Source organism: Caballeronia sp. M1242 (assembly GCF_017220215.1).
Taxonomy (GTDB): domain Bacteria; phylum Pseudomonadota; class Gammaproteobacteria; order Burkholderiales; family Burkholderiaceae; genus Caballeronia.
Map to the genome: position 1 here is coordinate 724740 of NZ_CP071130.1, position 24688 is coordinate 749427.

The following is a 24688-nucleotide window of genomic DNA, read 5'->3' on the forward strand; positions in this document are numbered from 1 at the left end:
GCGCTCTTTGTAGGGTAAACGCTTGCGACGGATGGCTCAGTTAGAACACATTAAACGGCACATTCACCATCAGCCGATATATGTCGCTCGTCCCGTCGGAATAATACTTACTGCCTTGGTGATGCATGTAATAGAACTTGACCGACGTGTTCTTGAACTTGCCCTCCGGCACGGTGTAACTCGGAATAATGCCGAATTCGTGATGCGTGCCGTGCACGGGTTCCCCGTTCACGATATAGCTGCTCGCGTTGACCGTGCCGCTATTGGCCATGGCACTGCCGTCTGCGCCCCACCCATATGCGACCCACGTCGTCACCTTGAACCCGGGCATGCCGTAGTCCTTAAGATTCAGCGAATAAGAAAGACTGACTGACTTTTCGTGCGGCTGGTTGTAGTCGACATCCAGCGAGTTCGAAAGATAATCGCCGCCCGACTCGTGCATGTAGTCGAACATCTGATCGCCGAGAATCTGCTGGAAGGCGAACTGCAGCGTATGCGCGCCATGCGTGCCGGCGAGCGCGAGGCTATACGCGTTGTTATTGATCGGCCCCTGACGCTTGTCGCCGATTGCGCCCGTGTAGTAATAGTTGAGCGCGCCGGTCCAGCGGACGGATTTCGCGTCGCCGATGCTTTGAGTCGCCGAAAGATAGTACTGCTGCCAGACGTTATTCGCGATGCTGCCGTACAGCGTGACCGCCGTATCGTCGCCGCGCGTCCAGTCGCCGCCGAAGTACGTGAATTGTGAGACGTGCTTGCCGCCGTATTCGGTTGAAAGCCCGGTTACGGTCGTCATGCCGCGCGAGATCACGCCATCCACCGTGCCGGCTTTCAGCGTCAGGTTCTTGAACTCGTCGCTGGCGAGCGAGAAGCCGCGATACGTCGGGGGCAGCGCGCGATTGTCGTGCGGCACGAGGAACGGGTTGTCGAAGAGTTGCTGGCCGTATTTGAGCACCGTGTTCGACACGCGCGCCTTCACGTCCCACACGCCCGGATACGCCCACGCAAGCTGGTTCGCGCCGCCGCCGTCCGTGCCCACGTGTACGCGGGTGCCCGCGCCGTTGCCGCCGTTCAGCTTGAACGCGCCGAACATCGACACGTCGCCGCCGAGCCCGATGAGCCCGCGCGTGAAGCCGGATTCGAACACGGCCTGTGCGCCGAGCACCCACGCGTCTTTGTCCTTTGCGCCCTTCGGTTCGAAATGTTCCGAGAAAGAGCGGCCGAGCAAATTCAAATGCGAGTCTTCAATGAAGCCCTTCGACTTCGCCTGATTGCTCACGGGCGCGTCGGCTTCGGTATTAGGCGGCGAACTCGGGACGGTTTCGGTATGGCGAGAAAGCGGCTCGGTATCGGCTTCCTGGCCATATGCGGCCACGGTCGCGGCCATCACGCCGCTAAACAGCAAAATCGAAAGTGCGACTGAAAGTTTTTCTTTTTTCACGAAAAGTATCTCCAACGACTGACTCAACCTGCGGACTGCACAAACCAACTCTCAAAATCGACGGCTGCAACGAGCCGCGCCCGGCGACCGAAGCAGTCGGGACGAGCGACGCGTGCTTAGGGCTACTACGCGTGCATGTCGTGAGCTATGGAAACTTGCGCATCAGGCGAAAAAGCACGCGGCCGACGCGCCGTTATCGAGCACGCGCAATTCGGGCATTTCCAACGCGCATCGCGCTTCTGCCATCGGGCAACGCGTATGGAACACGCAGCCGGAAGGCGGACTGATAGGGCTCGGGATATCACCGGACAAGATCTGCACGGTCTTGCCGCGCTCGACAGCCGGATCAGGCACCGGCACCGCCGAAAGCAGCGCGCGCGTGTACGGATGCCGCGGCGTTTCGTAAAGCGCCTGCTTGTCGGCGAGCTCCATCACGCGGCCGAGATACATCACCATCACGCGGTCCGAGATATGGCGCACCACCGCGAGATCATGCGCGATGAAGATGAGCGACAGCCCCATCTCCGACTGCAACGACTTCAGCAGATTGACGATCTGCGCCTGAATGGAGACGTCGAGCGCGGAAACGGGTTCGTCGCAGATCACGAGCTTCGGCTCCACGATCAGCGCACGCGCGATGCCGATACGCTGGCACTGACCGCCCGAAAACTCGTGCGGATAGCGGTTGATCATCTGCTCGCGCAGGCCGACTTTCGCCATCATCGCGCGCACGCGTGCCTGACTTTCCTCTTTGCCGATACCCGGCCGATGCTCGGTCAACGGCTCCGCGATGATCTGCCCGACCGTCATGCGCGGATCGAGCGATGCGAGCGGGTCCTGAAAGATCATCTGCACGTCGGCGCGCGCCGCATGCCATTCGCGCGGCGAGGCCCGCGTGAGATTCGTGCCCATCCACACGATGTCGCCGCTCGTCGCCGGGATCAGGTTCAGAATGGCGCGCGAAAGCGTCGACTTCCCGCAGCCAGATTCGCCCACCACGCCGAGCGTCTCGCCCGCGCGAAGATCGAAGCTCACGCCGTCGACGGCCTTCAGCGTGCGCGCGGGCGCCCACGGCAGGCGGCTCTTCGCCTTCACCTGGAAATGCACGCGCATGTCGCGCACGGAAAGAATGGTCGATGCCGCGTCAGACATGGCTCGCCTCCCGATAACGCGTCGCCAGCGCATCCACGGGCCGATGGCACGCGCGCAGCCAGTGCGCGCCGTCGACCGCCGCAAGCGCGGGCGCGCGCTCGGCGCATTCTGCGGCGGCATCCGCGCAACGTTCGTGGAACGGGCAGCCCGCCGGCGGATGCGCCATGTTCGGCGGATTGCCGGGAATGCCGGTGAGCTCGCCGCCTTGCTGGTCGAGGCGCGGCAACGCGCGCAGCAAGCCGATGGTGTACGGATGCGAAGGTTTCGCGAACAGCGTGGCGGCGTCGCATTGCTCCATCACGCGGCCGCCGTACATCACCATGACCTTTTCGCACAAACCGGCGACGACGCCGAGATCATGCGTGATCAACACGATGGACGTGCCGAAATCGCGCTGCAAGTCCCGCAGCAGTTGCAGCACCTGCGCCTGCACGGTGACGTCGAGCGCGGTGGTCGGCTCGTCGGCGAACAGCACTTCGGGCTCGCAGAGCAGCGCCATCGCGATCATCACGCGCTGCCGCATGCCGCCCGACAACTCGTGCGGATACTGTCCGATGCGATGCGCCGCCTCGGGAATGCGCACGGCTTCCAGCATGGCGATGGCCCGCTTCTTCGCCTCGCGGCGCGTCATGTTCTTGTGCAGTTCCAGCACTTCGGTCATTTGCCGCTCGATGGTCAGGTACGGATTGAGCGAGCTCATCGGGTCCTGAAAGATCATCGAGAGGCGGTTGCCGCGAATCCGGTTCAGCGCCTTCGCGGACATGCCGAGCAGGTTCTCGCCGCGATACATCGCGTGGCCGCTTGCGCGCCCGTTCGACGCCAGCAGCCCGAGCATGGCGAGCACCGTCTGGCTTTTGCCTGAGCCCGATTCGCCGACGATGCCGAGCGTTTCGCCCTCTTCCAGCGTGAAGCTCACGCCGTTGACCGCGCGAACGGTGGCGTCGTGTGTCGCGAACTCGACGCGCAGATCGTTGATTTCGACTAGCGGCATGGCTCACCTGTCCTTCGGATCGAGCGCATCGCGCAGCCCGTCGCCGACAAAATTGATGCAATAGAGCGTCACCGACAGCAGCCCGGCCGGAAACAGCAGAATCCACGGCGACGCTTCCATCACGCCGACGCCGTCCTGAATCAGCACGCCCCAACTGGTCATCGGCTCCTGCACGCCGAGACCGAGGAACGACAGCACCGACTCCGTGAGAATCACGCCCGGCACAGTGACGGTCGTATAGATCGCGACGATGCCGAGCAGATTCGGCACCACATGCCGCGCGATAATGCGCCGCGTCGGCACGCCGATGGCACGCGCCGCCTCCACGTATTCCTTCGAGCGGATGGCGAGCGTCTGGCCGCGCACCACGCGCGCCATGTCCATCCACGAGAAGACGGTGATGGTCAGCACGACGAGATAGAACTCGCGGCCGAGCAGCGTCACCATCAGAATGGCGATGAGCAGGTACGGAATGGCGTACATCATGTCGACGAAGCGCATCATTGCGTTGTCGACGCGTCCGCCGACGAAGCCCGCAATCGCGCCCCACACGATGCCGAGCGTCACGGACGTGAGCGTGGCGAGCGCGCCGATCATCAGCGAGACGCGTCCGCCGACGAGACAGCGCACGAGCAAATCGCGGCCGGTTTCGTCCGTGCCGAAGAGATGCCAGCGAGCGAACGTGGGCGGCGCGCTCATCGCGTTCCAGTCGGCGGAATCGAACGCGTTCGGCAATACCCAAGGTCCGACGATGCACGCAAGCGTGATGAAGGCGAGCAGCGCCAGACTCACGACCGCCGCCTTGTTGCGCAGAAAGCGCGCGCGGGCGTCCTGCCACGGACTGCGGCACGCAATCGCCTGTTCGAGCATTGGCGCCAGAGAAGCAGATTTCATCGCGCGGCCTTTCAGTAACGGATCTTCGGATCGAGCCACGCGTACGCGAGATCGACCAGCAAGTTGAGCAGCACGGCCACGACCGTGACCAGCACGACGAGGCCGAGCACGAGCGTGTAATCGCGATTGGCCGCGCCGTTCACGATCAGCTTGCCGATGCCGGGCAGCGAGAACACGGACTCCGTGACGACCGCCGCCGTGATCGACGAGATCGCGAGCGGCCCGATCACGGAGACGACCGGGATCAGCGTCGGCTTGAGCGCATGACGCAGCACGATGGCGCGCATCGGCAAGCCTTTCGCGCGGGCGGTGCGAATGTACGGCGTGTTCATCACTTCGATCAGGCTCGCGCGCGTGACGCGGCCGACCGTCGCGACGTTGATCATCACGAGGAGCGCGACCGGCAGGACCATGTAGCGCGCGTCCGCCCCGTTCCAGCCGCCCGCGGGCAGCCACTTGAGGCCGATGGCGAAGACGAGAATCAGCACCGGCCCGATGACGAACGACGGGAACGCATTGCCCGCGTTGCTGATGAGCATCAGCGCGTAGTCCGCGATGCTATTGCGCCGCAGCGCCGCGCCCGCGCCGAGCAGCACGCCGACGACGATGGCCAGCGCCATCGACACGCCGCCGATGGTGAGCGATACCGGCAGCGCGCGCAGCACGAGTTCGTTCACGCTCCAGTCGGCGTAACGGAACGACGCGCCGAGGTCGCCGTGCAGCAGGCCGTCGAGGTAAAGCAGATACTGCTTCCACAACGGCTCGCCGAGGTGATACTTCGCCTGCAGGTTCGCGAGCACTTCGGCGGAGACCTTGCGCTCGCCGTCGAACGGACCGCCGGGCGTGGCGTGCAGCAGCAGATAGCAGACCGTCACGACGATCAGGAGCGTCGGCAGCGTGAGCAGCACGCGACGCAGAGCATATGACCACATGAGAGCGCGTCCTTGGCGTCAATGCTTGACGATGTAGAGGTCCTTGCTGCCGTAGTGGTCCGCCGGATTCTTCAGCGAATAGCCGCCGACCGTGCTGCGCACGAGGCGCGGCAAGCCGTATTGCAGAAGCGGCAGCATCGGATAGTCGTCCATCACGAGCTTGGCCGCCTCGGTCAGCAGTTGCTTGCGTTTGACGAGATCCGTGGTTTCGCTTGCTTGTTTGACGAGCGCGTCGGCCTTCGGATTGCAGTTGAAGTTGTCGTTCTGCTCCGACTTGCACTGCACGAGCGTGAGGAAGGTCGTCGCGTCGTTGTAGTCCGCCACCCAGCCGTTGCGCGCGATCTGGTAGTCGCCGTCATGGCGCTTCTTCAAGAGCACCTTGAATTCCATCGACTCGATGTCGGTCGCGAGGCCCAGCTTCGTTTTCCACTCGGACGCCGCGAAGATCGCCATCTTCTTGTTGTAGTCGCTCGTGTTCATCGCGAAACGCAGCGTCGTGCCCGGCTTCACGCCCGCCTGTTCGAGCAGCTTCTTCGCTTCGGCGACGCGCTTGTCCATCGGCCAGTTCGCCCATTCATAGGCCGATACGTCCGCGCCGCTCACGCCCTTCGGCAGCAGGCCGTAGCTCGGCGTCTGGCCGTCGGCGGTTACGCGTTGCGCGAGCAGATCGCGGTCGATCACCATGGAAAGCGCCTTGCGCACGCGCACGTCCTTCAGGAGCAGATCGCGGTTGTTGAAGCTGTAGTAGCGCGTGCCGAGAATCAGCGAGTTGCGGATATCGTTGGGAAATTGCTGACGGTACTTGGCGTACGTGCCGGTGGGCAGTTGATACGTCATGTCGTTCTCGCCCGACTGGAACAGTTTGACGTCCGTGTTCTCGTCCTCGACCGGCAAGTATGTAACTTTCGTCAACTGGACGTGTTCCTTGTCCCAGTAATTCGGGTTCTTCGCGAGCACGAGCTTGCTGTTGACCTGCCAGTCCTTCAACTGGAACGGGCCGTTGCTGACGATATTGCCCGGCTTCGTCCACTCCTTGCCGAACTTCTCCACCGTCGCGCGATGCACCGGCCCGAGGTTCGCGTTCGACATCAACTCGGGCAAGAACGGCACGGGACCCGAAGTCTTCACTTCGAGCGTGGTCGCGTCGATGGCGCGCACGCCGAGCGCGCTCGCCGGCTTCTTGCCCGCGACGATCTCCGCGCCGTTCAGAAGGAACGGGCCGAACACGCTCGCGTACGACGACGCCGTTTTCGGATCGATGAAGCGCTGGCAGCCGTACACAAAGTCGTTCGCGGTCACCGTGTCGCCGTTGGACCAGCGCGCGTTCTTGCGCAAGTGAAAAATCCACGTCGTGGGGTCCTTCTGCTCCCACTTCTCCGCGACGCCGGGAACGACTGCGCCGTCGCCGTTGGTCGCCGTGAGCCCTTCGAAGAGGTCGCGCGCCAGATTCGCCGCGCCGACCGATTCGACCAGCGCCGGATCGAGCGTCTCCACTTCCGAGCCGTTGTTGCGCACCAGTTCCTGCTTGGCGGCAAGCGTCACGCCGGGCGGGACGATGGCGGCTGCGGCAGGCATCGCCACGAACACGAAGGCGGCGCTGGCGGCCGCAATTGCTGTGCGGTGGAAGCAGCTTAGAACGGCGAATGACTTCATCGGATTCCTCTTTGTCTCGTTGTCGTGTTTCTTCTGGAAGCGGCGCGTGCGGCAACGTTTAGCGCATATTCGCTAAACCAACGAACGATCGCGCTTAGTACGTCTAATGAGTCGAAACCATGCGTCGCGTTCGGAACATTTCCGAGCGGCGCTCGATTTGCTTGATGACTGCCGGCGAGTATTTCGCATCGGTCATGCGGATGCCACCCGCAATCGCGCTTGATGACGAAATTTTTCGAAATATTGCCCGAATGAGCGACTAGGACCGGAGCGAGCCTGCGCCGGCTCCACCGAACGGACCGCAGCGTATCGTCGCAAAAATCGCGCGACGACACGCTCACTGCAAAATCAGGCTCCGCCGAAGAGGCGCTCCGCGCGAACGCGCAATTCCTCGGGCGATACGTCTTCCTTGTGCGTCGCGATCCACCAGACATGGCCGAACGGATCGCGCACCTTGCCGCCGCGGTCGCCGTAGAACTGGTCTTCGACCGGACGCAGAATGGTGGCGCCCTCGTCGACGGCGCGCTGCACCACGGCATCGACGTCTTCCACGTACAGATGCAGCATCACCGGCGTGCCGCCGATCGCAAGCGGACCTCTCACCTCCATTTCGGGGAATTCGTCGCTCAGATAAAACGGATTGCCGCCGATCAGCAGCTCCGCATGTCCGACACGCCCGCCCGGCTCCTGCATGGTGAAGACTTCGGTCGCGCCGAACGCTTTCTTGTAGAAGTCGATGGCCGCGACGCCGCCCGCCACCGCGATATACGGAATCACGCCATGACGGCCTTCGGGAATAGGATCGACTGGTGCACTCATGAATGCCTCCTGGAATCGGCTAAGGTTAGCGGACGCCGCATTCGCCACCGGCGGCGCACATCAAATGGTGCCGGTTTTGGCGAGCGCCGCAAAGCACGGCCACGCGCGCTTAACAAGTTTTCACTATTCGCTTCATACTCTCGGTCGGAGCACGTCCCACTTCCCCATCAAACGGAGCACTCATGCACGATCTGAAAGGCAAGTCGATCCTCATCACGGGCGCGAGCACGGGCATCGGCGCGGCGGCGGCCCGCGCGTTCGGACGTTACGGCGCGAATGTCGCGGTGCATTACAACAGTTCGAAGGACCAGGCCGAGGAAGTCGCGAAAGACGTGCGCGCGCTCGGCGTGAGCGCGATCACCGTCGGCGCGGACGTGCGCGATTCGAAGGCGATCGTGGCCGCCGTCGCGCAAACGGTCGATGCGTTCGGGAAGATCGACGTGCTCATCAACAACGCGGGCAGCCTCGTTAAGCGCGAGCCGCTCGAAAGCGCGACCGACGAACTCTTCGACGACGTCATCAACATCAATGCGCGCTCGGTCGTCGTGTTCACGCGCGCGGCGCTGCCTTCGCTGCGCTCGGGCGGCGGCGGCTCGATCATCAACGTGACGTCGGTGGCGGCGCGCAATGGCGGCGGTCCGGGCGCGCTGCTGTACGCGGCGTCGAAAGGCTTCGTCAGCACCATCACGAAGGGCATGGCGAAGGAATTCGCCGCCGACCGCATCCGCGTGAACGCCGTCGCGCCGGGCGTGATCGGCACGCCGTTTCACGACCGCTTCTCGACGCCCGAGCAACTCGAAGGCTTCCGCAAGTCGATCCCGATGGGTTATATCGGCGAAGCGGACGATTGCAGCGGCGCGTTCCTGTATCTTGCGTCGGAGGCGATGTCGCGCTACGTGACCGGCCAGATCATCGACGTCAACGGCGGCCAGTTGATGCCGTGAGGCGCGCCGGCCGTGTTATAAGGCGCAAGTCGTTACCGAAAAAAGGAGAATGCAGGAGATGCCGTTGAAACAGCAACATCGCTTTCGGTCCCTCGCGCTGACGGCCGCGGCCGTCGCCGCGTTCAGCGTCGCCGGCTTCGTCGAAACGTCGCCCGCGTATGCGAAGACAGCGGACACGCAGCCGCAAGTCCTGACCGCCTCCGCCGTCGCCGTCGCGGACAAGTACGCCGCCGACACCGCCGAGCAAATCTTCAAGCAGGGCGGCAATGCGGTCGACGCGGCCGTCGCCATCGCGTTCACGCTCGCGGTCACGTATCCGGAAGCGGGCAACATCGGCGGCGGCGGGTTCATGACGCTTTACGTGGACCATCGGCCGTACTTCCTCGACTACCGCGAGCGCGCGCCGATTTCCGCCACGCGCAACATGTACCTCGACGACAAGGGCGAGGTCATCAAGGGCATGAGCCTGTACGGGCATCGCGCGGTCGGCGTGCCGGGCACGGTGGAAGGCATGTGGGAAGCGCAGAAGCGTTTCGGCAGGCTGAAATGGAAGCAGGTGCTCGCGCCGGCGATTCAGTACGCGCAGGACGGTTTCGTCGTCGACGATCAACTGATCGAGCGGCGCGATCGCGCGTCGAAAGACTTCGCCGGCAAGACGAACTTCGACCTGTACTTCGGCGGCATGAAAGCGGGCGAAGTGTTCAAGCAGCCGGATCTCGCGCAGACGTTGCAGCGCATCTCGGACAAGGGCGCCAAGGGCTTCTATCAGGGCAAGACCGCAGAGCTGATCGCCACGTCGATGACCGGACACGGACTCATCACCGCGCGCGATCTGAAGGAGTACAAGGCGGTCTGGCGGCAGCCGGTGGTGGCGAGCTGGAACGGCTATCGCGTGATCACCGCCCCGCCGCCGAGCTCGGGCGGCGTCGGCCTCGTGCAGTTGCTGAAGATGAAGGCCGACCTGAAGGACAAGTTCGAAGGCGTGCCGCTGGATTCCGCGCAGTACATCCACCTCGTCGCGGAGATCGAGAAGCGCGTGTTCGCCGACCGCGCGCAGTATCTCGGCGATCCCGACTTCTACAAGGTGCCGGTCGCGCAACTGATCGACGACGACTACATTCTGAAGCGCGCGCAGGAAGTGAATCCGGAGACGCCGTCCGATACCAAGAGCGTGCAGCCGGGGCTCGGCACGTCGATGCCCGAGAAGGCCGAGACGACGCACTTTTCGGTCGTCGACAAGTGGGGCAACGCGGTGTCGAACACGTACACGATCAACGGTTACTTCGGCGCAGGCGTCGTCGCGGAAGGCACGGGCGTCGTGCTGAACGACGAGATGGACGACTTCTCCGCGAAACCGGGCGTGGCAAACATGTTCGGCGTGGTTGGCAGCGACGCGAACGCCATCGCGCCGCGCAAGCGCCCGCTTTCGTCGATGACGCCGACCATTCTCACGAAAGAAGACCAGGTCGCGATGGTGATCGGCACGCCGGGCGGATCGCGCATTTTCACGTCGATCTTTCAGGTGCTGTCGAACGTGTACGACTTCCAGATGCCGCTCGCGGAAGCGGTGGGCGCCACGCGCTTTCACCATCAGCTGCTGCCGCCCAACACGATCTATCAGGAGCCGTTCCATCAGCTCGATCCGGAGGTCGTGAAGCAACTGGAGGCGAAGGGCTATACGTTCTCGATGCAAGGCTTCAACGGCGACATTCAGGCGATCCGCATCAACGGCGAAACGCCTGAGCCGATGTCCGATCCGCGCGGGCGTGGCGTGTCGCGCGTCATTCAGTAACGCGGCTTTGGCGCTTTCAAGATGAAAGCGTCACACTCGGTCCGGACTAGGCATTTGCCCTAGTCCGGCTTTCGCTGGTCGCGCTCCTACGCCCGTCCTAGGCGGGATTCTCAGAAATATAAGAATGCTGGCATGAGCGGCATGTTTCGCGCGGGATTGGACCGCGCGTTTCGTTCCCCTAGTCTCTGTCCTGACCGAGTGCACCATGCGCCGCTGTGCGCGACGCACCCGGCATATCCAGAACTACATACGAGACGACCCTGACGACGGAACCGCAGTGCGCATCGACGCGCGCACGGGCATTCGTTTCAGCGTGCTGATAAAGGAGCAGCTCATGTTGGAATCCCCCGCCCAGCAGCTTGGTGATATCACGCCCGTCAATCGGGAACAGGATGTTCAGACGGCCAGCGGCGGCGCGCTCGACCGCTACTTCGGCATCTCGCGAGCCGGCAGCACGCCTAAACGCGAAGTCGTGGCCGGCGTCACGACTTTCCTCGCGATGGTCTATTCCGTGTTCGTCGTGCCGGGCATGCTCGGCAAGGCGGGCTTCGATACGAGCGCGGTGTTCGTGGCCGTGTGCCTCACCACTGCGTTCGGCTCGCTGCTGATGGGCGTGTGGGCGCGCCTGCCGATCGCCATCGGCTGCGCCATTTCGCTGACCGCGTTCACCGCGTTCGGCCTCGTGCTCGGCAAGGGGCTCTCGCCCGCCATCGCGCTCGGCGCGGTGTTCCTGATGGGCGTCGTGTTCACGGCGATTTCCGTGACCGGCGTGCGCTCGTGGATTTTGCGCAATCTGCCGACGGGCGTCGCGCATGGCACGGGCATCGGCATCGGGCTGTTTCTGCTTCTGATCGCATCCAACGATGTCGGCCTGATCGTGAAGAACCCCGCGCCCGGCATGCCGGTCTCGCTGGGTCACATCACGGCGCTGCCCGTGCTGATGTCCGTGGCTGGGCTCGCGGCGATCTTCGGTCTGGAGCGCCGGCGCGTGCCGGGCGGCATTCTGCTGGTGGTGATCGGGCTCTCGGCGATCGGTCTCGTGATCGATCCGGCCGTGCGCTTTCATGGCGTGTTCGCGCTGCCGTCGCTGTCCGCGCCGGGTCATGCGTCGCTGATCGGCGCGATGGATATCAAAGGCGCGCTCTCGATGGCCGTGCTGCCGAGCGTGCTCGCCCTCGTGATGACGGCGGTATTCGACGCCACCGGCACGATCCGCGCGGTCGCGGGCCAGGCGGGCCAGATCGACGCGAACGGACGCATCGTGAACGGCGGCCGCGCGCTGACGGCGGATTCCATCAGCTCGATTTTCTCCGCGTGTTTCGGCGGCGCGCCGGCGGCGGCGTATATCGAATCGTCGGTCGGCGTGGCGGCGGGCGCGAAAACGGGGCTCGCGGCGAGCGTCGTCGGCGCGCTCTTTCTCGCGGTGATGTTCCTCTCGCCGCTCGCGAGCCTCGTGCCCTCTTACGCGACCGCGCCCGCGCTGATGTACGTCGGCTTGCTGATGCTCGGCAACGTCGCGAAGCTGCACATGGACGACACGGTCGACACGATGTCGGGACTCGTCTGCGCGGTGTTTATCGTGCTGACGGCGAACATCGTGACCGGCATCATGCTCGGCTTCTGCACGCTGGTGATCGGGCGCGTCGTCGCGGGCGAAATCCGCAAGCTGAACGTGGGAACGGTGGCGATCGCAGCGGCGCTCGCGGTGTTCTATCTCGGCGGCTGGGCGATCTAGACGCGGTGCGTTGAAACGACAAAGCCCCGGAAGCGTTGGCTTCCGGGGCTTTGTCGAATGCTGATGCGCTTGACCGGGCGTCAGGCCGAGGCGGACTCGGACTTACTTGCGATACGCTTCGACGAGGATCTCGCAGTTCTGCAGATGCAATTGCAGCGCGCGATTCCACTCGCGACGCACCGCAGCCTTCGCCGCGCGCATCCACGAACCGAACGAAACGAGCACAGATTGTTGAGCGGTGGTTTTCATGGAAAGCTCTCAGGGTAAGTAGCTAGGGGATAACCCTAACTATACGCTTTTCATGCTGCATTGCAACCAATTCTCAAAAAAGCTACACCGTCTCTCGCCAGTCTCCCGGTCGCATTTTCCGATTCATCACTTCGCCAGCAGTTCGCCGTGACGCGCAGGCCCGTTGCCCGCGATCCGCGCGACCAGCATTCCCGTCGTCGCAAAGCGCGTCCAGTGGCGCGCGTAGAGCACGCCTTCCGTTTGCGCGACGAGCGGAACGAGCCGGTCTTCTAACGGATCGAGGATGTCGGCGATCGTCTCGCCGGCACGCACGCGCTCGCCGACCTCGCGCCGATGCAGGATCACGCCCGATTGCGGCGCATACAGATACTCGCAGCCGGCAAGCGGCGTAGCGGGACGGCGCAACGCCGGCGGCTCGGTCGCGCGACCGGCGACGAAACCCGCGTGGATCAGATAATCGACGATCGCCTGAGCGTCGTGCGCCGCCGTCTCGTGCGACACATCGCGCACGCCGCGCAGTTCGAGCGTCACCGGCGTGACGCCCATCGGAATGGGAAAACGCGCGCCGAACGCATCGCGCAAGAAGCGCCACGCCGCCGTGCATGCTTCGTCAAACGGCTCGCCGCCCGACACGTCCGCCAGCAATTGCGCCTCGCTGCCGATAATGCGCGCGAGCGGCTCGATGGCGGCCCACGCATCCGGCGTCGTGTAGAGATGCGCGACGGCCTCCCAGTCGCAATGCAGATCGATGACGAGATGCGCGTCGCAGGCAAGACACATCAGCGCGATGCGTTGCGACTCCAGTTCCGTCGCGCCTTCCCTCGCGGCGAAATGCCGGCGCAACGCGGCGCGGATCAGGTCTGCGTTGCGCGTGGCGTCGTCGGTCAGGCGGTCTTCGAGTTGCGTCGCCAGCGCCGGGCCGGGATCGGGAAAGCGCCGGTTGAAGTCGTGTCCCGACTGCATGTCGAAGCGGCCCATGTGCGTGCCGAACCAATGCTGATTCAGCCCGGCGGGATTCGCCACCGGCACGAGCACGATCCGCGCGTTGAGCAGCCCCGCGGCTTCGAGCTCGGCGAACCGGCGCTTGAGCATCCACGCGACCACCATGCCGGGCAACTCGTCGGCATGCAGCGAGGCCTGGATATAGACCTTCGGCGCGGCGTCGTCGCCCGGTCCGAACGAATAACTTCTGATCGCGCGCCGGGTACCGAGCGCGGCGCCGACGAGCGGATGATCGTGAATCTGCATGGCCCTGACCTTCGACACTGCCGCCTAAAAAAAGCAAAAGGCACCGCGAGCGATGCCTTTCGACCGGATGCGCGACGCTTGGCGCTTACTGGATAGAAACGTCGGTCGCGAAGTACTTCGCCATGATGCGCTTGAACGTGCCGTCCTTCTTGATCGCGTCGAACGCCTGATTCAGACCCTTCTGCAGATCGGCGTCGCCCTTGCGCAGGCCGATGGCCGTGCCCGGACCGATGAGCGCCTTGTCCTCCACGATCGGCCCGACGAGCGCGAACGGCTTGCCCTGCGGCTTCTTCAGAAAGCCGATGGCCGCCTGCGCCGCGTCCGTGAACATGGCGTCGATTCGGCCCGCGACGAGGTCGCCTTCGACCTGTTCCTGATCGCCGTACGCGACAACCGTCACGCCTTGCGGCTCCCACTTCGCCTTCGCGTAGCGTTCCTGCACGGTGCCCTGCTCGACGCCGACGCGCTTGCCTTTGAGCGCCTGCGGCGTCGGCAGAATGCCCGAGCCGGCGCGCGCGACGAGTTGCGCGTGCGTGTCGTAGAGCGGTTCGGTGAAGTCGATCTGCTTCAGACGCTCTTCGGTGATGCCCATGTCGGAGAGCACGGCGTCGAACTTGCGCGCTTTCAGGCCGGGAATCATGCCGTCGAAATTATTTTCGACCCAGACGCACTTGACCTTCATCTGCGCGCACAAGGCGTTGCCGAGGTCGATGTCGAACCCGACGAGCTTGCCGTCAGGCTGCTTCGATTCGAACGGCGGATACGACGGGTCCACGGCGAAGCGAATTTGCGTGATGTCCTTCGCGTGCGCGGAGAACGAGCTGATGGCGAGTGCGGCGAGCATCGCGCGCAGAGCGAACGATGCGGACTTGCTGACGAACTTCTTCTGCGACATTCCAATCCTTCGAGACTTGCGGTGATTGCTGGCGCGCTGCGTTCCTCTACGACGGAACACGCGGCGCGCGTTGGACCCTTTCGGGAAAACCCTGAATGGTAGCAAACGCGATGCGTCACGGCACGACAGAAAGGAACAGAAACGCCGCGAAAATGACGAGATGCACGACGCCTTGCAGCACCGTCGAGCGGCCCGTGCCGAGCGTGATGACGGAAACGACGAGCGTCAGCGCGAGCATCGTGATTTCCTTTGGCGCGAGGCCGAGCGCGATCGGCTGGCCGATAGCGATCGACACGATCGCCACCGCCGGAATCGTCAATCCGATGCTGGCGAGCGCCGACCCGAGCGCAAGGTTGAGGCTCGTCTGCAAGCGGTCGAGCCGCGCCGCGCGCAGCGCAGCGAAGCCTTCGGGAAGCAGCACGAGCGCGGCGATCACGACGCCGACGACCGCCTCGGGCGCGCCCGCCGCCGCCACGCCCGCCTCGACGGCCGGCGAAAGCAGCTTGGCGAGCCCGACCACCGCGACGAGCGACAGCATCAGAAATGCAAGCGCGATCCACGCTTGCGCGTTACTCGGCGGCGGCGCGTGCGGGCCGTCGTCGGCGGCATCGGGCGAAGTCGCGGCCTTCGGCGCGAACGGGAGAAAATAATCGCGATGGCGGATGGTCTGCACGAACACGAACATCATGTACAGCACGAGCGACACCACGCCGACGAAAATCAGTTGCGACGTCGAAAGCGCCGGGCCGACCACCGTGCTCGTGAAGTTCGGCAGCACGAGCGTCAGCACGGAAAGCGCGCAGAGAATGGCGAGCGCCGCGCTCGCGCCTTGCAGCTGGAAGTCCTGCACGTGATGCCGCAGGCCGCCCATCAGCAGGCACAGCCCGACGATGCCGTTGCCGCAGATCATGATGGCGGCGAACACGGTATCGCGCGGCAATGCCGCCTTCTCGGGACCGCCGGACAGCATCACGGAGACGATCAGCGCCACTTCGATCACCGTCACCGCCACCGCGAGCACCAGCGTGCCGAACGGCTCCCCGACGCGATGCGCGACCACCTCGGCGTGATGCACCGCCGCGAACACGGCGAACGCCAGCGCGACCGCGGCCAGCGCGGTCAGCACGGCACCGTGAATGAGCGCGGCCGCGCCGAGCACGACGAGCGCGAGAATCGGCGCAACGAGGGTCCAGTCGAGCTTGAGTTTCATCGGCGCTCCGGGCTTGTCGGGTGAATGGGATCGTCGGCACGCGGCGACGAGCCATCGGCATGATAGCGGGCGGACCGCGCGCCGACGACAACGCAAAAAGCGCGACACAAAACAAAACGGACGGCCTGAGCCGTCCGCGATGCGCCGTTCGGTGGCGAATTACGACTCCAGTTCGGCGTTCAGCGTAATCTTCGCATTGCCGGCGAAGAGCTTCGACACCGGGCAGCCTTCTTTCGCCGCCTGAGCGGCCTTGTCGAACGCGGCCTTGTCCGCGCCCGGAATCTTCGCCTTCAGGTCGAGCTGGCACGACGTGATCGTGAAGCCTTCGCCGTCTTTCTCCAGCGTGACCGTCGACTTCGTTTCGAGGCTTTCCGCCTTCATGCCCGCCTGTTCGAGTTGCAGCGAAAGCGCCATCGTGAAGCAGCCGGCGTGCGCCGCGCCGATCAGTTCTTCCGGGTTCGTGCCCGGACCTTCCTCGAAGCGCGACTTGAATCCATACGGCGCTTCGTTGAGCACGCCGGTTTGCGTCGAGATGAAACCCTTGCCGTCCTTGATGCCGCCGCTCCATTTAGCCGATGCAGTCTTTTGCACGAGAGTTCTCCGTGAAGATGGTTTCAGTTGCGTTCGACCGGGCGCGCTGGCCTCGCTTCGATCAATGCGCACGACGTCCGGTCTCGATGACGCTTGTCGATGAACGCGTCGCGCCGAAGCAATGCGCGAAGCGTCGGGTCCATCGTAGCGGATCGCTGCTCGCGGCGCAGGAAGCGCGCTGCCGCACGACTTTTGTCCAGATGGCGAAGCACCGCCGATTCACTTACGATGCGTGGGCTCGTTCAACTCTCTGCATGCTTAATACATGATTCCACTCGCACGACGCGCCGCGACCCACGGAGCGGCCTAGCATGGGACCGCCGACCGAACGCATTGCCGAAGATGTCGTGCTGCCCGAGCGCGTCGACGTAGTCGTCGTGGGCGGCGGCGTGATCGGTATCAGCACCGCCCGCTTTCTCGCAGAGAAAGGGCTTTCGGTCGCGGTGTGCGAGAAGGGCCACGTCGCGGGCGAGCAGTCGAGCCGCAACTGGGGCTGGTGCCGCGCGACGCACCGCGACTTGCGGGAGCTCGAACTCAGCCTCGAAAGCCTGAAGCTGTGGCGTCGCATGGACGCGGATCTGGGGATCGACAGCGGCTATCGCGAATGCGGCATTTTGTATGCCGCCGATGACGCCGACGCCCTCGCCGATCATGAAGCGTGGCTCGCGCGCGCCGTCGCGAAGGTCGGACGCGGCGCGCTGGATTCGCGCATCGTGTCGCCCGAAGAAACCGCCGCGCTCATGCCGGGCACGGCGCGACGCTTCGCGGGCGGCATTTACACGCCGAGCGACGGCCGTGCCGAACCGCAACGTGCCGTGCCCGCGATGGCCGCCGCGCTGCGCGAGCGCGGCGTCAAGATCGCGATGCCCTGCGCCGTGCGCGGCGTCGAAACGAGCGGCGGCGCGGTGAGCGGCGTCGTGACGGAACACGGGCGAATTCGCTGCGACAGCGTGGTGATCGCGGGCGGCGCGTGGACGCGGCTCTTCGCCGGCAATCTCGGCGTGGACGTGCCGCAATTGATGGTGCGCTCGTCGGTCGTGCGCACCGCGCCGCTGCCCGGCGGCCCGGAGGTGAGCGCGTGCAATCAGTCGGTCGGCTATCGCAGGCGGCTGGACGGCGGCTATTCGATTGCAAACGCGTTTCGCAGCTACAGCGACATCACCCCTGACAGCTTTCGCCTGTTCGGCAAGTTCCTGCCCGCGCTCAAGAGCCAGTTCGGTTCCATCAAGCTCGGCTTCAACGGGCGTTTCTTCGAGGAGTTGCGCCGCCCCCGCCGCTGGCCGCTCGACCGCGAAACCGTCTTCGAGCGCGTGCGCATCCTCGACCCCGCGCCCGTCGAAGCCTTCAACGAAACCGCGCTCGCCGAGTTTCGCGCAATCTTCCCTTCGCTCGCGCATGTGACTGTGGAGCAGTCGTGGGCCGGCTATATCGACGTGACGCCGGATGCAGTGCCCGTCATCTCAGGCGTCGAGCGCGTGCCGGGGCTTTTCATCGGCACGGGGTTCTCGGGGCACGGCTTCGGCATCGGACCGGGCGCGGGCAAGTTGATGGCCGATATCGTCGCGAACGACGCACCGCTGGTCGATCCCCATGCGTTCCGTCTGTCGCGTTTCTTCGACGGCAGCAAGATCGAGATCGACGGCGGCTTCTGACGAACCGGGCGCCTTCGCGGCGCGCGGCGGCACGCGCTAACATACCGGATTCGCTGGCGACGCCGCCGCACTTCATTCGTTTTGAGGCTTTCATGGCATCCACGCCCCTTTTGTTCATCGACGTCTGGTCGGACTTCGTCTGTCCGTTCTGTTATCTGGAAACGCCGGTGCTCGACCAGTTGCGCAACGCCTACGGGGACGCGGTCGAGATTCGCTGGCACGCGTTCGAACTGCGTCCGGAGCCCGCGCCGCTGCTTGATCCGAATAGCGAACACATCGCGGAGTCGTGGGAGAAGTCGGTGCGCCCGCTCGCCGACGAGCGCGCTTTGCTCATGCGCATGCCGCCCGTCGCGCCGCGCAGCCGCAAGGCGTTCGAGACGGCGCTTTTCGCGCGTGAGTCCGGCCGCTACGACGTCGTGCATCGCGCGATCTTCAAGGCGTACTTCGAGGAAGGAATCGATATCGGCGACACCGACGCGCTGCTGGACATCGCCGCGACCTGTGGCGTCGATCCGGAGCTTCTGGAAGAAGCGCTCGATGAAGGCACGTACACAGATCTCGTCGTCGAAGACGAGGAATTCGCGAAGAAAATCGGCGTGACCGGCGTTCCGTTCGCGGTGCTGTCGCGCGAGCCGGCACCCGGAAAAGAGCCGCCGCCGCCCATCGCCCTGCGCGGCGCCGCGCCGGTCCAGCATTTCGAAGCGGCTATCGAGCGGCTCTTTCCCGACGGTTTTCCCGGCAGCTGAGCCGATACGCTTGCTGGAAGTCGGCTAGCAGTGGTGCTCCGCCATGAACGACTTCAGCGCGATACGCTGCGACGGTTCCAGCGCTTCGAATTCGAGTCCGTATGCGATGCCCGCGTCGCCGGATTCCGCCGCGCCGACGTGGCGCACCAACGCCGATGTATCGATCTCCACGTCGATGCCATCCGTGCTGAAGCGAAACGACAGGCGCAGGCGGTCGCCTGCCTGCGCGCTCGGCGCGGGCACGGTCAACGACATGCCGTACGGACTGATGTCGCTCACGCGGCCGAGTTGCGGTGATGCGCTCGGCTGACTTTCGATCGAATAAAGCGCTGCAAGCCGCGTCGGCATGCGGGCGAACTTGCGCGTGCGCAGGCGGCGGATGGCGCCGGGCGCGGACAGCACGACATAGCTGAACGGCTCGCGGCTCGTCGCATCGACCGTGCAGGCGAAGCGAAACACGCCGCGGCCCGTGAGCGCGACGAGTTCCACCGTCTCTCCGCGCGTGAGTTCGAGCGGTGCGACGCCGGTCATCACCGGCTGCGTGACGAAGAGCGACCGCTCACCGTTGCGCCGCACAGCCGAGAAACCGATGACTCGGCTCGCGTACATCGAGGACGCAGACCACCCGCTGCCGCGCAGGCCGACACGCCCGCCGATCGCTAGGCCCATGTCGTCGAGTGTCAGCGGCGCTTCGCGGCTGGCATCCGTGGTCGATTCCGCGGTCGCGGGCGCCCCCGCCGCGCGGTGCGGCTCGAAATGTCGAAACAGGAAATCGCGCGTGGTTTCGTCGGGGATGACGACGTCTGCTTCGAAAAGCAGCGCGCCGTCGGGTCCGAGGAGCGGCGTTCCGAGGGGCGCGTTCAGCGGGATGTCGCTTGCGGCGAGGCGGACAAGAGTCGGAGAAACTTCGGAAGCGGATTGTGCGGTCATTGGCCAGACGATTCTTATTGATTTTAAGAATCGTCGCCGTTGATTAAATTGGCGTCAAGCGGATTTCGGAATAAGTTACGCAATCCCGGCGCAATGACCCAGCCGACCGGTCACTTATTCGCCCAGATGTTATGCGCATAAATTTTTAGAGGTTTGCGCCGCTGCCCACGCTGAGCCGCCAGGCGTCCAATGGAGATGCCACTGATACATCGGACGCTTTCTCCCCACAACGGCTGCAAGAGAAGGCTGACGCTGACGCAGAGTGCAGTCGCGAGCGGTCCGGTTGCACCTACCCTCGCATTAGCGCGCGAAAGTCTGACCTTTCATCCCTACGACGAGAATCTACGATTAGGACAGCCTACTAACCGGGAACGTGTCTAGCTCGCTCCATGTCCCTCCGCTTCCTCATGCTGAGCATCGGTGCCGCTGCGATCGCTTTAGCGGTAAGCCATAGCCATGAACCCGCTCTTTCTCGTCAGTACCTGGAGCAACTGCGCTATACCGAAGCAGGCGCCGATGAATTCGCGCCACGATTACTCGAGATCGGTCGACGGCTGAACATCGACAGAACGGACATCGCCGGTTCTTTCATTCACAGGCTGCTTGCGTCTTTCGCTATCGTCATGGCGCGTAGAGGCAGTGCGTTCCTGCCTTTATTCCGCCGTTGTCGGCGGTAACGTAACGCAACAACTTACGCGTTACAGCGGTTCGCCACCGTTTCGCGCAGGTGTTCGCAAATTCCCATCCGACGAGGGGAACACCGGACTGACGGCGAAGTCGGCGCGTACCTGTAGCTCTAGCGTGCGATGAATGAACATAGCGATCCCGCACGCATACTTACCGTTGCTACAAAGCCCGGCACGCCTCCGCGCACTTCCGGCACGCGTCACTGCACGCCTGACAATGGCTCGCAGTATGCCGGCTGCACTCGTCCGCGCATGCATCGCAGATCCGCGCGCACAGGTCGAGGAAATCGCGCATGAACTGCGTGTCCCGCGCCAGCGATTCCGACGTGAAGCGGCACAGCGCCGCGCAGTCGAGGTCCAGACGAATGCACTTCTCCATGTCCGGCAGATGGCCTTCCGCAATGCAGGCCGAAGCGCAGTTGTCGCAAGCGGCGGCGCATCGGTCGAGCGCGGCAATGCAGTCGATATAGTCGCTCATTCGGCAAATCCTCGTTAGATTGGTGGACTAGTCGCGCGTCGATTGCGGCGGCACGGGGTTGTTGTCTTGCGCGGTCGGCAGCGCGTTCTCGCTCGCGGGATGGTGCTGCTTTTCGCGCTCATCCAGCTTCTCTTGCCGCGTATCGCCAGTGGCGGGGGCGCCCACCGGTTCGTCCATGTCGTCGGCCGTTGTGCGCGAGCCGTCGTTATCGCCTGAGACCTGGGTCATGCTGCCCTCCTTTGACGGGGTCATCGTTCGAGGACGATGCAGCAAACCTCGGTCCCGTCGTGCGCCAGGGGCTACACCTCGATCGACTCGTATCCGCCTTTCGGAACCTTATCCATCGACATAAACAACATCCGCAGTTCCGTACTCAAGCCGTGAAAATGGCACATGAACGTATCCGGCTTCGCGTAGTACCACGGCGTGTTGAGTTCGTTGAAGCTCACGAGGTCCGCAGAGTCCGGCTCGGGGCACAGGCCGTGCGAAATCATCTGCTCCATGAAATAAAACTGGTCGCCCTGGCTCGAAAACGTGTACTTGATGTCCTCGGTTTCCAGCACGCGCGCAAGGACGCCTTGCAGCACGTTCGCGTTCGCCTCCGTGTTGCGAAAGCCCATCACGCCCGAATTGAAGCGCCAGCCGCATATATCGGCGGTCAGCACGCGGTCGCGGCCCTCGGTGAATCGTTCGAGCTTCACGAAAGGATTCATGACGAGAATATCGGCATCGATCCAGAAGACCCATTCGTGATGCGGCAGATACTTGGCGAGCAGAAACGGCTTCGACCAGTTGCCGCATGCTTCACGCTGAAAGTCGGCTGGCACCGCGCGATGTTGATACAGCGTGTAGCCGTGACGCTCGCAGAACGCGCGCAGGCTCGCTTCGCCGAACCGCGCATAGCCCGCGATGTTCGGCGTGTACAACATGACGACCGCGATTGCCCTGCCCGGCTGATAGACGGTCAACGGCTCGTCGGTATCGCATCGAGGCGGCGGCAAGGCGTCGAAGAACGCGCTATGTCCGGCCGCATGGCACGCGTTCAGATGACGCGCGAACACGGCTCGCCAGCGCGGACCATACTTGCTATAGAGACGCGGCGTGAACACGAGCGACACCGCCACCACCGGCGCGCCGCGCAAGTCCGGGTGCTGCCCCGACCACATGGATGCAATCGGTATCACGCCGTTCAACAAGTCCCAGTCGGCAACAGCCGGAAACGCCTCCAGCAATTCTTCTTCCGTGACGAACTTGCCGTATTCGTAAAAGGCCCGGCATCGCGCAGCCATGCCACGCGCGATGCGGCGGTTCGCTTCCTTATTTCGGATGACGAACATTTCCGTATTGATGCCGAAGAAGCCTTTGGTCACGAGGCTGTCTCGTCCTTCCATGATCCGCCCGAAATCTTCGAAGCGAATGAAAAGCGCATTCTCCGTCGCGAAGATGACGACCTCGCCTTCGGCCGCGCGCGCGAGCCGGTCGCTGATCATCTGGTATTTGAAGAGGACACCGAGTTCGAGCGAATCGACGCTGCTCGACATCGACTCGTCGTAATGCGCCGCTTGCGTTCGGCGACAGAACTCGGCGTGGTTGTCGCGCGAGGATGTCGCGCGGCGGTCGGAGAAGCAGCTAACCAGTGTGACCATGTTGTACCGGCAAGTGAATAGCGTGGACGCACGAAGCGCGGCGCAAGAGGCCGCGCGCAAGGGGCCAAGCATATCCGTTGCGGTCAACGAACTTGCAAATTATTGCGTCAACCGAAGTATCGCTGCGCGCGGCGAAGAGCGACCCGCGCTCAATTGTAGGACGCGCGAAGAAGCATGAAAGCACTAACGACCGGCGGCGCGCTCGCCTGTTCGAATCACGCGCACGATGCCCACCGCGACGCCGATCGCGGCCGCTGCCGCCGCGCCGACGAGCGACACCTGCGCGCCGTGTTGTCCATACATGCCGAACGCAACGGCGGCGAGCGCCGCGCCCAGCGAAAGGCCGATCATGCGCGCCATCGTCATGAGGCCGCCCGCCGCGCCGCTGCGTTCATGCGGCGCGGACGTCAGCATGATGCGATTGTTCGGCGTCTGAAAGAAGCCGAATCCGATGCCGCACACCGCGACACGCCACGCGATGTCCACGTTCGAAGGCGATGCCGGCAGCCCGATCAAAAGACATAGCCCGATTGCCATGATGCCGAGTCCCATGCCGCCGATCAGCCCCGGCGCGTGCCGGTCCGACAGGCGACCGGCGAGCGGCGCGACGAACACAATCACGAGCGGCCACGGCGTGACGAGCAGTCCGGTCGTCGTCGCGCTGCGGGCGAACTGGTGCTGGAGCATGAACGGCAGCGCGAGATAGGCGAGCGTCTGCGCCACGTACGAGCAGATGGACGTCAGCGAGGACAGCGAGAGGATCGGAATGCGCAGCAGATCCAGCGGCACGAGCGGCGCGGACCGTCCGCGTTGATGGCGGATGAGCGCGAAACCGGCGACGCACGCACACGCGATCTCGACGAGAGGCAGCGCCCGCAGTTGCACATGGCCCTCGCCCGCGCCCTCGCCTGCACCGAGCCCGCCCACGCCCAGAATGAAGAGCCCGATGGCGAGCGCGCTGAGCGTCGCGCCCGCGAAGTCGAAGCGGCGCGCGGCGTTCGGCGTGCCGGGCGGCAGCATCGTGCTGGCGAGACCGAGGCCGATGATGCCGAGCGGCACGTTCACCGCGAAGAGCCAGCGCCATCCGGCGACCGAGAGAATCCCCGCCGCGACTGTCGGCCCGAGCGCCGCCGAAAGCGCCACGGTCAAGCCGAGCAGCGCGACGCCGCGCCCGACGAGCTTCGGCGGATAAACCTGCCGCAGCAGCGCGGGCACGATGGTCGACATGCATGCGCCGCCCACGCCCTGAATCGCGCGAGCAGCGACCAAGAGCGGCAGCGTCGGCGCGAGCGCGCAGCCTATCGACGCCAGCGTGAAGACCACGAAGCCCCAGAGAAACACGCGCCGGAAGCCGAGCTTTTCGCCGAGCGCGGCGAGCGGCAGCACCGAGACGGCGACCGCGAGCTGATACGCGGTGACGACCCAGACCGTATCGGCTGCGCTGCGCGAAAGGTTGTGCGCGATGGTCGGCAAGGCGACATTCGCAATGGACGAATCGAGGTTGCCGAGAAACGTGCCGAGCAGCACGGAGACGACTGCCCAGTAATTGACGCGGGTGGCGGGTATGGCGCTGTTCATGTCTGCTTTTGAAATGCCCGCGGGAGGCGGACCCGCGCGGCGCCCGCATGGTAACGGACACTGCCGTGCGTGTGCAAAAGCGTGCTGTCGGCCAATGTGCCGACTGCTCCCTGACGCTTCGCGCGAGCGCGTCGGCGATCACATCACCGACATGTCGTCTGAACGACCGTTCGTTCGCGGCGCAACGCTGACAGCGCTCACACCGTGACTCTTCGGCAATCCGCGGTGCGCCAACGCGACGACGCGGGCGTTTGCAATTTGGGTTCGGATGCCTGCCGGGCGGTGCGTTCGGACTGGCGCGGCCTCAATGCACATGGCGCGTCGCTTTGCCGACTCGACGAAGAATTCAGCAGACCTGCCCCGCCGCGCCGGGCCAGAGACCCGGGCATTTCCGTCGTGCGTTATCGAATGTGGAAGCGGCGCGAGCCG

Annotated in this window: 23 protein-coding genes; 6 read left to right on the forward strand and 17 right to left on the reverse strand. The window is 64.2% G+C overall.

Features of this window, described 5'->3' with window-relative positions:
* Positions 1 to 40: 40 nt before the first annotated feature.
* From JYK05_RS16820 to JYK05_RS16850, 7 genes are all read right to left on the reverse strand, one after another.
* Positions 41 to 1438 carry an OprD family outer membrane porin gene (locus JYK05_RS16820; protein WP_206468346.1) on the reverse strand — a complete coding sequence of 466 codons (1398 nt, stop codon included), beginning with the start codon at positions 1436 to 1438 and terminating at the stop codon, positions 41 to 43.
* Positions 1439 to 1600: 162 nt separating this feature from the next.
* Positions 1601 to 2590, reverse strand: a complete 990-nt coding sequence (oppF, locus tag JYK05_RS16825) for a murein tripeptide/oligopeptide ABC transporter ATP binding protein OppF (RefSeq protein ID WP_206468347.1) — start codon at positions 2588 to 2590, stop codon at positions 1601 to 1603.
* Positions 2583 to 3581, reverse strand: a complete 999-nt coding sequence (locus tag JYK05_RS16830; protein WP_206468348.1) for an ABC transporter ATP-binding protein — start codon at positions 3579 to 3581, stop codon at positions 2583 to 2585. Before JYK05_RS16830 ends, oppF begins: the two co-directional genes overlap by 8 nt.
* 3 nt (positions 3582 to 3584) lie before the next feature.
* Complete coding sequence (locus tag JYK05_RS16835) at positions 3585 to 4475, reverse strand: ABC transporter permease (RefSeq protein ID WP_241269923.1); 891 nt, start codon at positions 4473 to 4475, stop codon at positions 3585 to 3587.
* An 11-nt stretch (positions 4476 to 4486) separates the two neighbouring features.
* Positions 4487 to 5407 carry an ABC transporter permease subunit gene (locus JYK05_RS16840; RefSeq protein WP_206468349.1) on the reverse strand — a complete coding sequence of 307 codons (921 nt, stop codon included), beginning with the start codon at positions 5405 to 5407 and terminating at the stop codon, positions 4487 to 4489.
* An 18-nt stretch (positions 5408 to 5425) separates the two neighbouring features.
* Complete coding sequence (locus tag JYK05_RS16845) at positions 5426 to 7060, reverse strand: peptide ABC transporter substrate-binding protein (RefSeq protein WP_206468350.1); 1635 nt, start codon at positions 7058 to 7060, stop codon at positions 5426 to 5428.
* Positions 7061 to 7408: 348 nt separating this feature from the next.
* Positions 7409 to 7879, reverse strand: a complete 471-nt coding sequence (locus tag JYK05_RS16850) for a VOC family protein (RefSeq protein WP_206468351.1) — start codon at positions 7877 to 7879, stop codon at positions 7409 to 7411.
* A gap of 182 nt (positions 7880 to 8061) precedes the next feature.
* Between JYK05_RS16850 and JYK05_RS16855 the strand changes: the two genes are divergently transcribed.
* The 3 genes from JYK05_RS16855 (at position 8062) to JYK05_RS16865 (ending at position 12350) form a co-directional block, all read left to right on the forward strand.
* On the forward strand, positions 8062 to 8823 hold the full coding sequence (locus tag JYK05_RS16855) for an SDR family NAD(P)-dependent oxidoreductase (RefSeq protein ID WP_206468352.1): 762 nt from the start codon (positions 8062 to 8064) through the stop codon (positions 8821 to 8823).
* Between the two features lie 58 nt (positions 8824 to 8881).
* Entirely contained in the window at positions 8882 to 10615 is a 1734-nt protein-coding gene (gene ggt, locus JYK05_RS16860) for a gamma-glutamyltransferase (protein ID WP_206468353.1), read from the forward strand.
* A gap of 334 nt (positions 10616 to 10949) precedes the next feature.
* Positions 10950 to 12350 carry an NCS2 family permease gene (locus JYK05_RS16865; protein WP_241269924.1) on the forward strand — a complete coding sequence of 467 codons (1401 nt, stop codon included), beginning with the start codon at positions 10950 to 10952 and terminating at the stop codon, positions 12348 to 12350.
* A gap of 102 nt (positions 12351 to 12452) precedes the next feature.
* Here the strand turns inward: JYK05_RS16865 and JYK05_RS16870 are convergent, their stop codons facing one another.
* The 5 genes from JYK05_RS16870 to JYK05_RS16890 form a co-directional block, all read right to left on the reverse strand.
* Positions 12453 to 12599, reverse strand: coding sequence for a hypothetical protein (locus JYK05_RS16870; protein ID WP_175941675.1), 147 nt, complete (start codon positions 12597 to 12599; stop codon positions 12453 to 12455).
* 126 nt (positions 12600 to 12725) lie between these two features.
* Positions 12726 to 13847: a succinylglutamate desuccinylase/aspartoacylase family protein gene (locus tag JYK05_RS16875; protein WP_206468354.1), complete on the reverse strand. Its 1122-nt coding sequence runs from the start codon at positions 13845 to 13847 to the stop codon at positions 12726 to 12728.
* 85 nt (positions 13848 to 13932) lie between these two features.
* Positions 13933 to 14691: an ABC transporter substrate-binding protein gene (locus JYK05_RS16880; protein ID WP_206469614.1), complete on the reverse strand. Its 759-nt coding sequence runs from the start codon at positions 14689 to 14691 to the stop codon at positions 13933 to 13935.
* A gap of 166 nt (positions 14692 to 14857) precedes the next feature.
* Positions 14858 to 15952 (reverse strand): calcium:proton antiporter, encoded by a 1095-nt coding sequence (locus tag JYK05_RS16885; RefSeq protein ID WP_206468355.1) that lies wholly within the window; start codon positions 15950 to 15952, stop codon positions 14858 to 14860.
* Positions 15953 to 16111: 159 nt separating this feature from the next.
* A complete protein-coding gene (locus JYK05_RS16890) occupies positions 16112 to 16543 on the reverse strand; it encodes an OsmC family protein (protein WP_175941681.1) in 432 nt (143 codons plus the stop codon).
* Positions 16544 to 16854: 311 nt separating this feature from the next.
* On the opposite strand from JYK05_RS16890, the gene JYK05_RS16895 reads away from it, so the two are divergent.
* Together JYK05_RS16895 and JYK05_RS16900 are read left to right on the forward strand one after the other, a co-directional pair.
* Complete coding sequence (locus JYK05_RS16895; RefSeq protein WP_206468356.1) at positions 16855 to 18195, forward strand: FAD-binding oxidoreductase; 1341 nt, start codon at positions 16855 to 16857, stop codon at positions 18193 to 18195.
* A gap of 92 nt (positions 18196 to 18287) precedes the next feature.
* Complete coding sequence (locus tag JYK05_RS16900) at positions 18288 to 18941, forward strand: DsbA family protein (RefSeq protein ID WP_206468357.1); 654 nt, start codon at positions 18288 to 18290, stop codon at positions 18939 to 18941.
* A 24-nt stretch (positions 18942 to 18965) separates the two neighbouring features.
* Here JYK05_RS16900 and JYK05_RS16905 read toward each other — a convergent pair whose 3' ends face one another.
* A complete protein-coding gene (locus tag JYK05_RS16905) occupies positions 18966 to 19871 on the reverse strand; it encodes a flagellar brake protein (RefSeq protein ID WP_206468358.1) in 906 nt (301 codons plus the stop codon).
* Positions 19872 to 20278: 407 nt separating this feature from the next.
* On the opposite strand from JYK05_RS16905, the gene JYK05_RS16910 reads away from it, so the two are divergent.
* On the forward strand, positions 20279 to 20548 hold the full coding sequence (locus tag JYK05_RS16910; protein WP_206468359.1) for a type VI secretion system baseplate subunit TssF: 270 nt from the start codon (positions 20279 to 20281) through the stop codon (positions 20546 to 20548).
* A gap of 169 nt (positions 20549 to 20717) precedes the next feature.
* On the opposite strand, the gene JYK05_RS16915 is transcribed toward JYK05_RS16910, so the two are convergent.
* The 4 genes from JYK05_RS16915 to JYK05_RS16930 all read right to left on the reverse strand — a co-directional run bounded on the left by JYK05_RS16915 (position 20718) and on the right by JYK05_RS16930 (position 24259).
* A complete protein-coding gene (locus tag JYK05_RS16915) occupies positions 20718 to 21035 on the reverse strand; it encodes a four-helix bundle copper-binding protein (RefSeq protein ID WP_175941688.1) in 318 nt (105 codons plus the stop codon).
* Between the two features lie 27 nt (positions 21036 to 21062).
* Positions 21063 to 21263 carry a hypothetical protein gene (locus tag JYK05_RS16920; RefSeq protein ID WP_206468360.1) on the reverse strand — a complete coding sequence of 67 codons (201 nt, stop codon included), beginning with the start codon at positions 21261 to 21263 and terminating at the stop codon, positions 21063 to 21065.
* A gap of 71 nt (positions 21264 to 21334) precedes the next feature.
* Entirely contained in the window at positions 21335 to 22576 is a 1242-nt protein-coding gene (locus tag JYK05_RS16925; protein ID WP_241269926.1) for a hypothetical protein, read from the reverse strand.
* Positions 22577 to 22864: 288 nt separating this feature from the next.
* On the reverse strand, positions 22865 to 24259 hold the full coding sequence (locus JYK05_RS16930) for an MFS transporter (RefSeq protein ID WP_206468362.1): 1395 nt from the start codon (positions 24257 to 24259) through the stop codon (positions 22865 to 22867).
* Between the last annotated feature and the right edge of the window lie 429 nt (positions 24260 to 24688).

Excerpts from the sequence above, each read along its gene's own strand:
- JYK05_RS16905 (WP_206468358.1), bottom strand. The coding sequence starts at position 19,871 with ATGACCGCACAATCCGCTTCCGAAGTTTCTCCGACTCTTGTCCGCCTC.
- JYK05_RS16885 (WP_206468355.1), bottom strand. The coding sequence starts at position 15,952 with ATGAAACTCAAGCTCGACTGGACCCTCGTTGCGCCGATTCTCGCGCTC.
- JYK05_RS16855 (WP_206468352.1), top strand. The coding sequence starts at position 8,062 with ATGCACGATCTGAAAGGCAAGTCGATCCTCATCACGGGCGCGAGCACG.
- JYK05_RS16920 (WP_206468360.1), bottom strand. The coding sequence starts at position 21,263 with ATGACCCAGGTCTCAGGCGATAACGACGGCTCGCGCACAACGGCCGAC.
- JYK05_RS16925 (WP_241269926.1), bottom strand. The coding sequence starts at position 22,576 with ATGTCGAGCAGCGTCGATTCGCTCGAACTCGGTGTCCTCTTCAAATAC.
- oppF (WP_206468347.1), bottom strand. The coding sequence starts at position 2,590 with ATGTCTGACGCGGCATCGACCATTCTTTCCGTGCGCGACATGCGCGTG.
- JYK05_RS16830 (WP_206468348.1), bottom strand. The coding sequence starts at position 3,581 with ATGCCGCTAGTCGAAATCAACGATCTGCGCGTCGAGTTCGCGACACAC.
- JYK05_RS16870 (WP_175941675.1), bottom strand. The coding sequence starts at position 12,599 with ATGAAAACCACCGCTCAACAATCTGTGCTCGTTTCGTTCGGTTCGTGG.
- JYK05_RS16845 (WP_206468350.1), bottom strand. The coding sequence starts at position 7,060 with ATGAAGTCATTCGCCGTTCTAAGCTGCTTCCACCGCACAGCAATTGCG.
- ggt (WP_206468353.1), top strand. The coding sequence starts at position 8,882 with ATGCCGTTGAAACAGCAACATCGCTTTCGGTCCCTCGCGCTGACGGCC.
- JYK05_RS16840 (WP_206468349.1), bottom strand. The coding sequence starts at position 5,407 with ATGTGGTCATATGCTCTGCGTCGCGTGCTGCTCACGCTGCCGACGCTC.
- JYK05_RS16880 (WP_206469614.1), bottom strand. The coding sequence starts at position 14,691 with ATGCTCGCCGCACTCGCCATCAGCTCGTTCTCCGCGCACGCGAAGGAC.
- JYK05_RS16895 (WP_206468356.1), top strand. The coding sequence starts at position 16,855 with ATGGGACCGCCGACCGAACGCATTGCCGAAGATGTCGTGCTGCCCGAG.
- JYK05_RS16900 (WP_206468357.1), top strand. The coding sequence starts at position 18,288 with ATGGCATCCACGCCCCTTTTGTTCATCGACGTCTGGTCGGACTTCGTC.
- JYK05_RS16930 (WP_206468362.1), bottom strand. The coding sequence starts at position 24,259 with ATGAACAGCGCCATACCCGCCACCCGCGTCAATTACTGGGCAGTCGTC.
- JYK05_RS16865 (WP_241269924.1), top strand. The coding sequence starts at position 10,950 with ATGTTGGAATCCCCCGCCCAGCAGCTTGGTGATATCACGCCCGTCAAT.
- JYK05_RS16850 (WP_206468351.1), bottom strand. The coding sequence starts at position 7,879 with ATGAGTGCACCAGTCGATCCTATTCCCGAAGGCCGTCATGGCGTGATT.
- JYK05_RS16915 (WP_175941688.1), bottom strand. The coding sequence starts at position 21,035 with ATGAGCGACTATATCGACTGCATTGCCGCGCTCGACCGATGCGCCGCC.
- JYK05_RS16910 (WP_206468359.1), top strand. The coding sequence starts at position 20,279 with ATGCTGAGCATCGGTGCCGCTGCGATCGCTTTAGCGGTAAGCCATAGC.
- JYK05_RS16875 (WP_206468354.1), bottom strand. The coding sequence starts at position 13,847 with ATGCAGATTCACGATCATCCGCTCGTCGGCGCCGCGCTCGGTACCCGG.
- JYK05_RS16835 (WP_241269923.1), bottom strand. The coding sequence starts at position 4,475 with ATGAAATCTGCTTCTCTGGCGCCAATGCTCGAACAGGCGATTGCGTGC.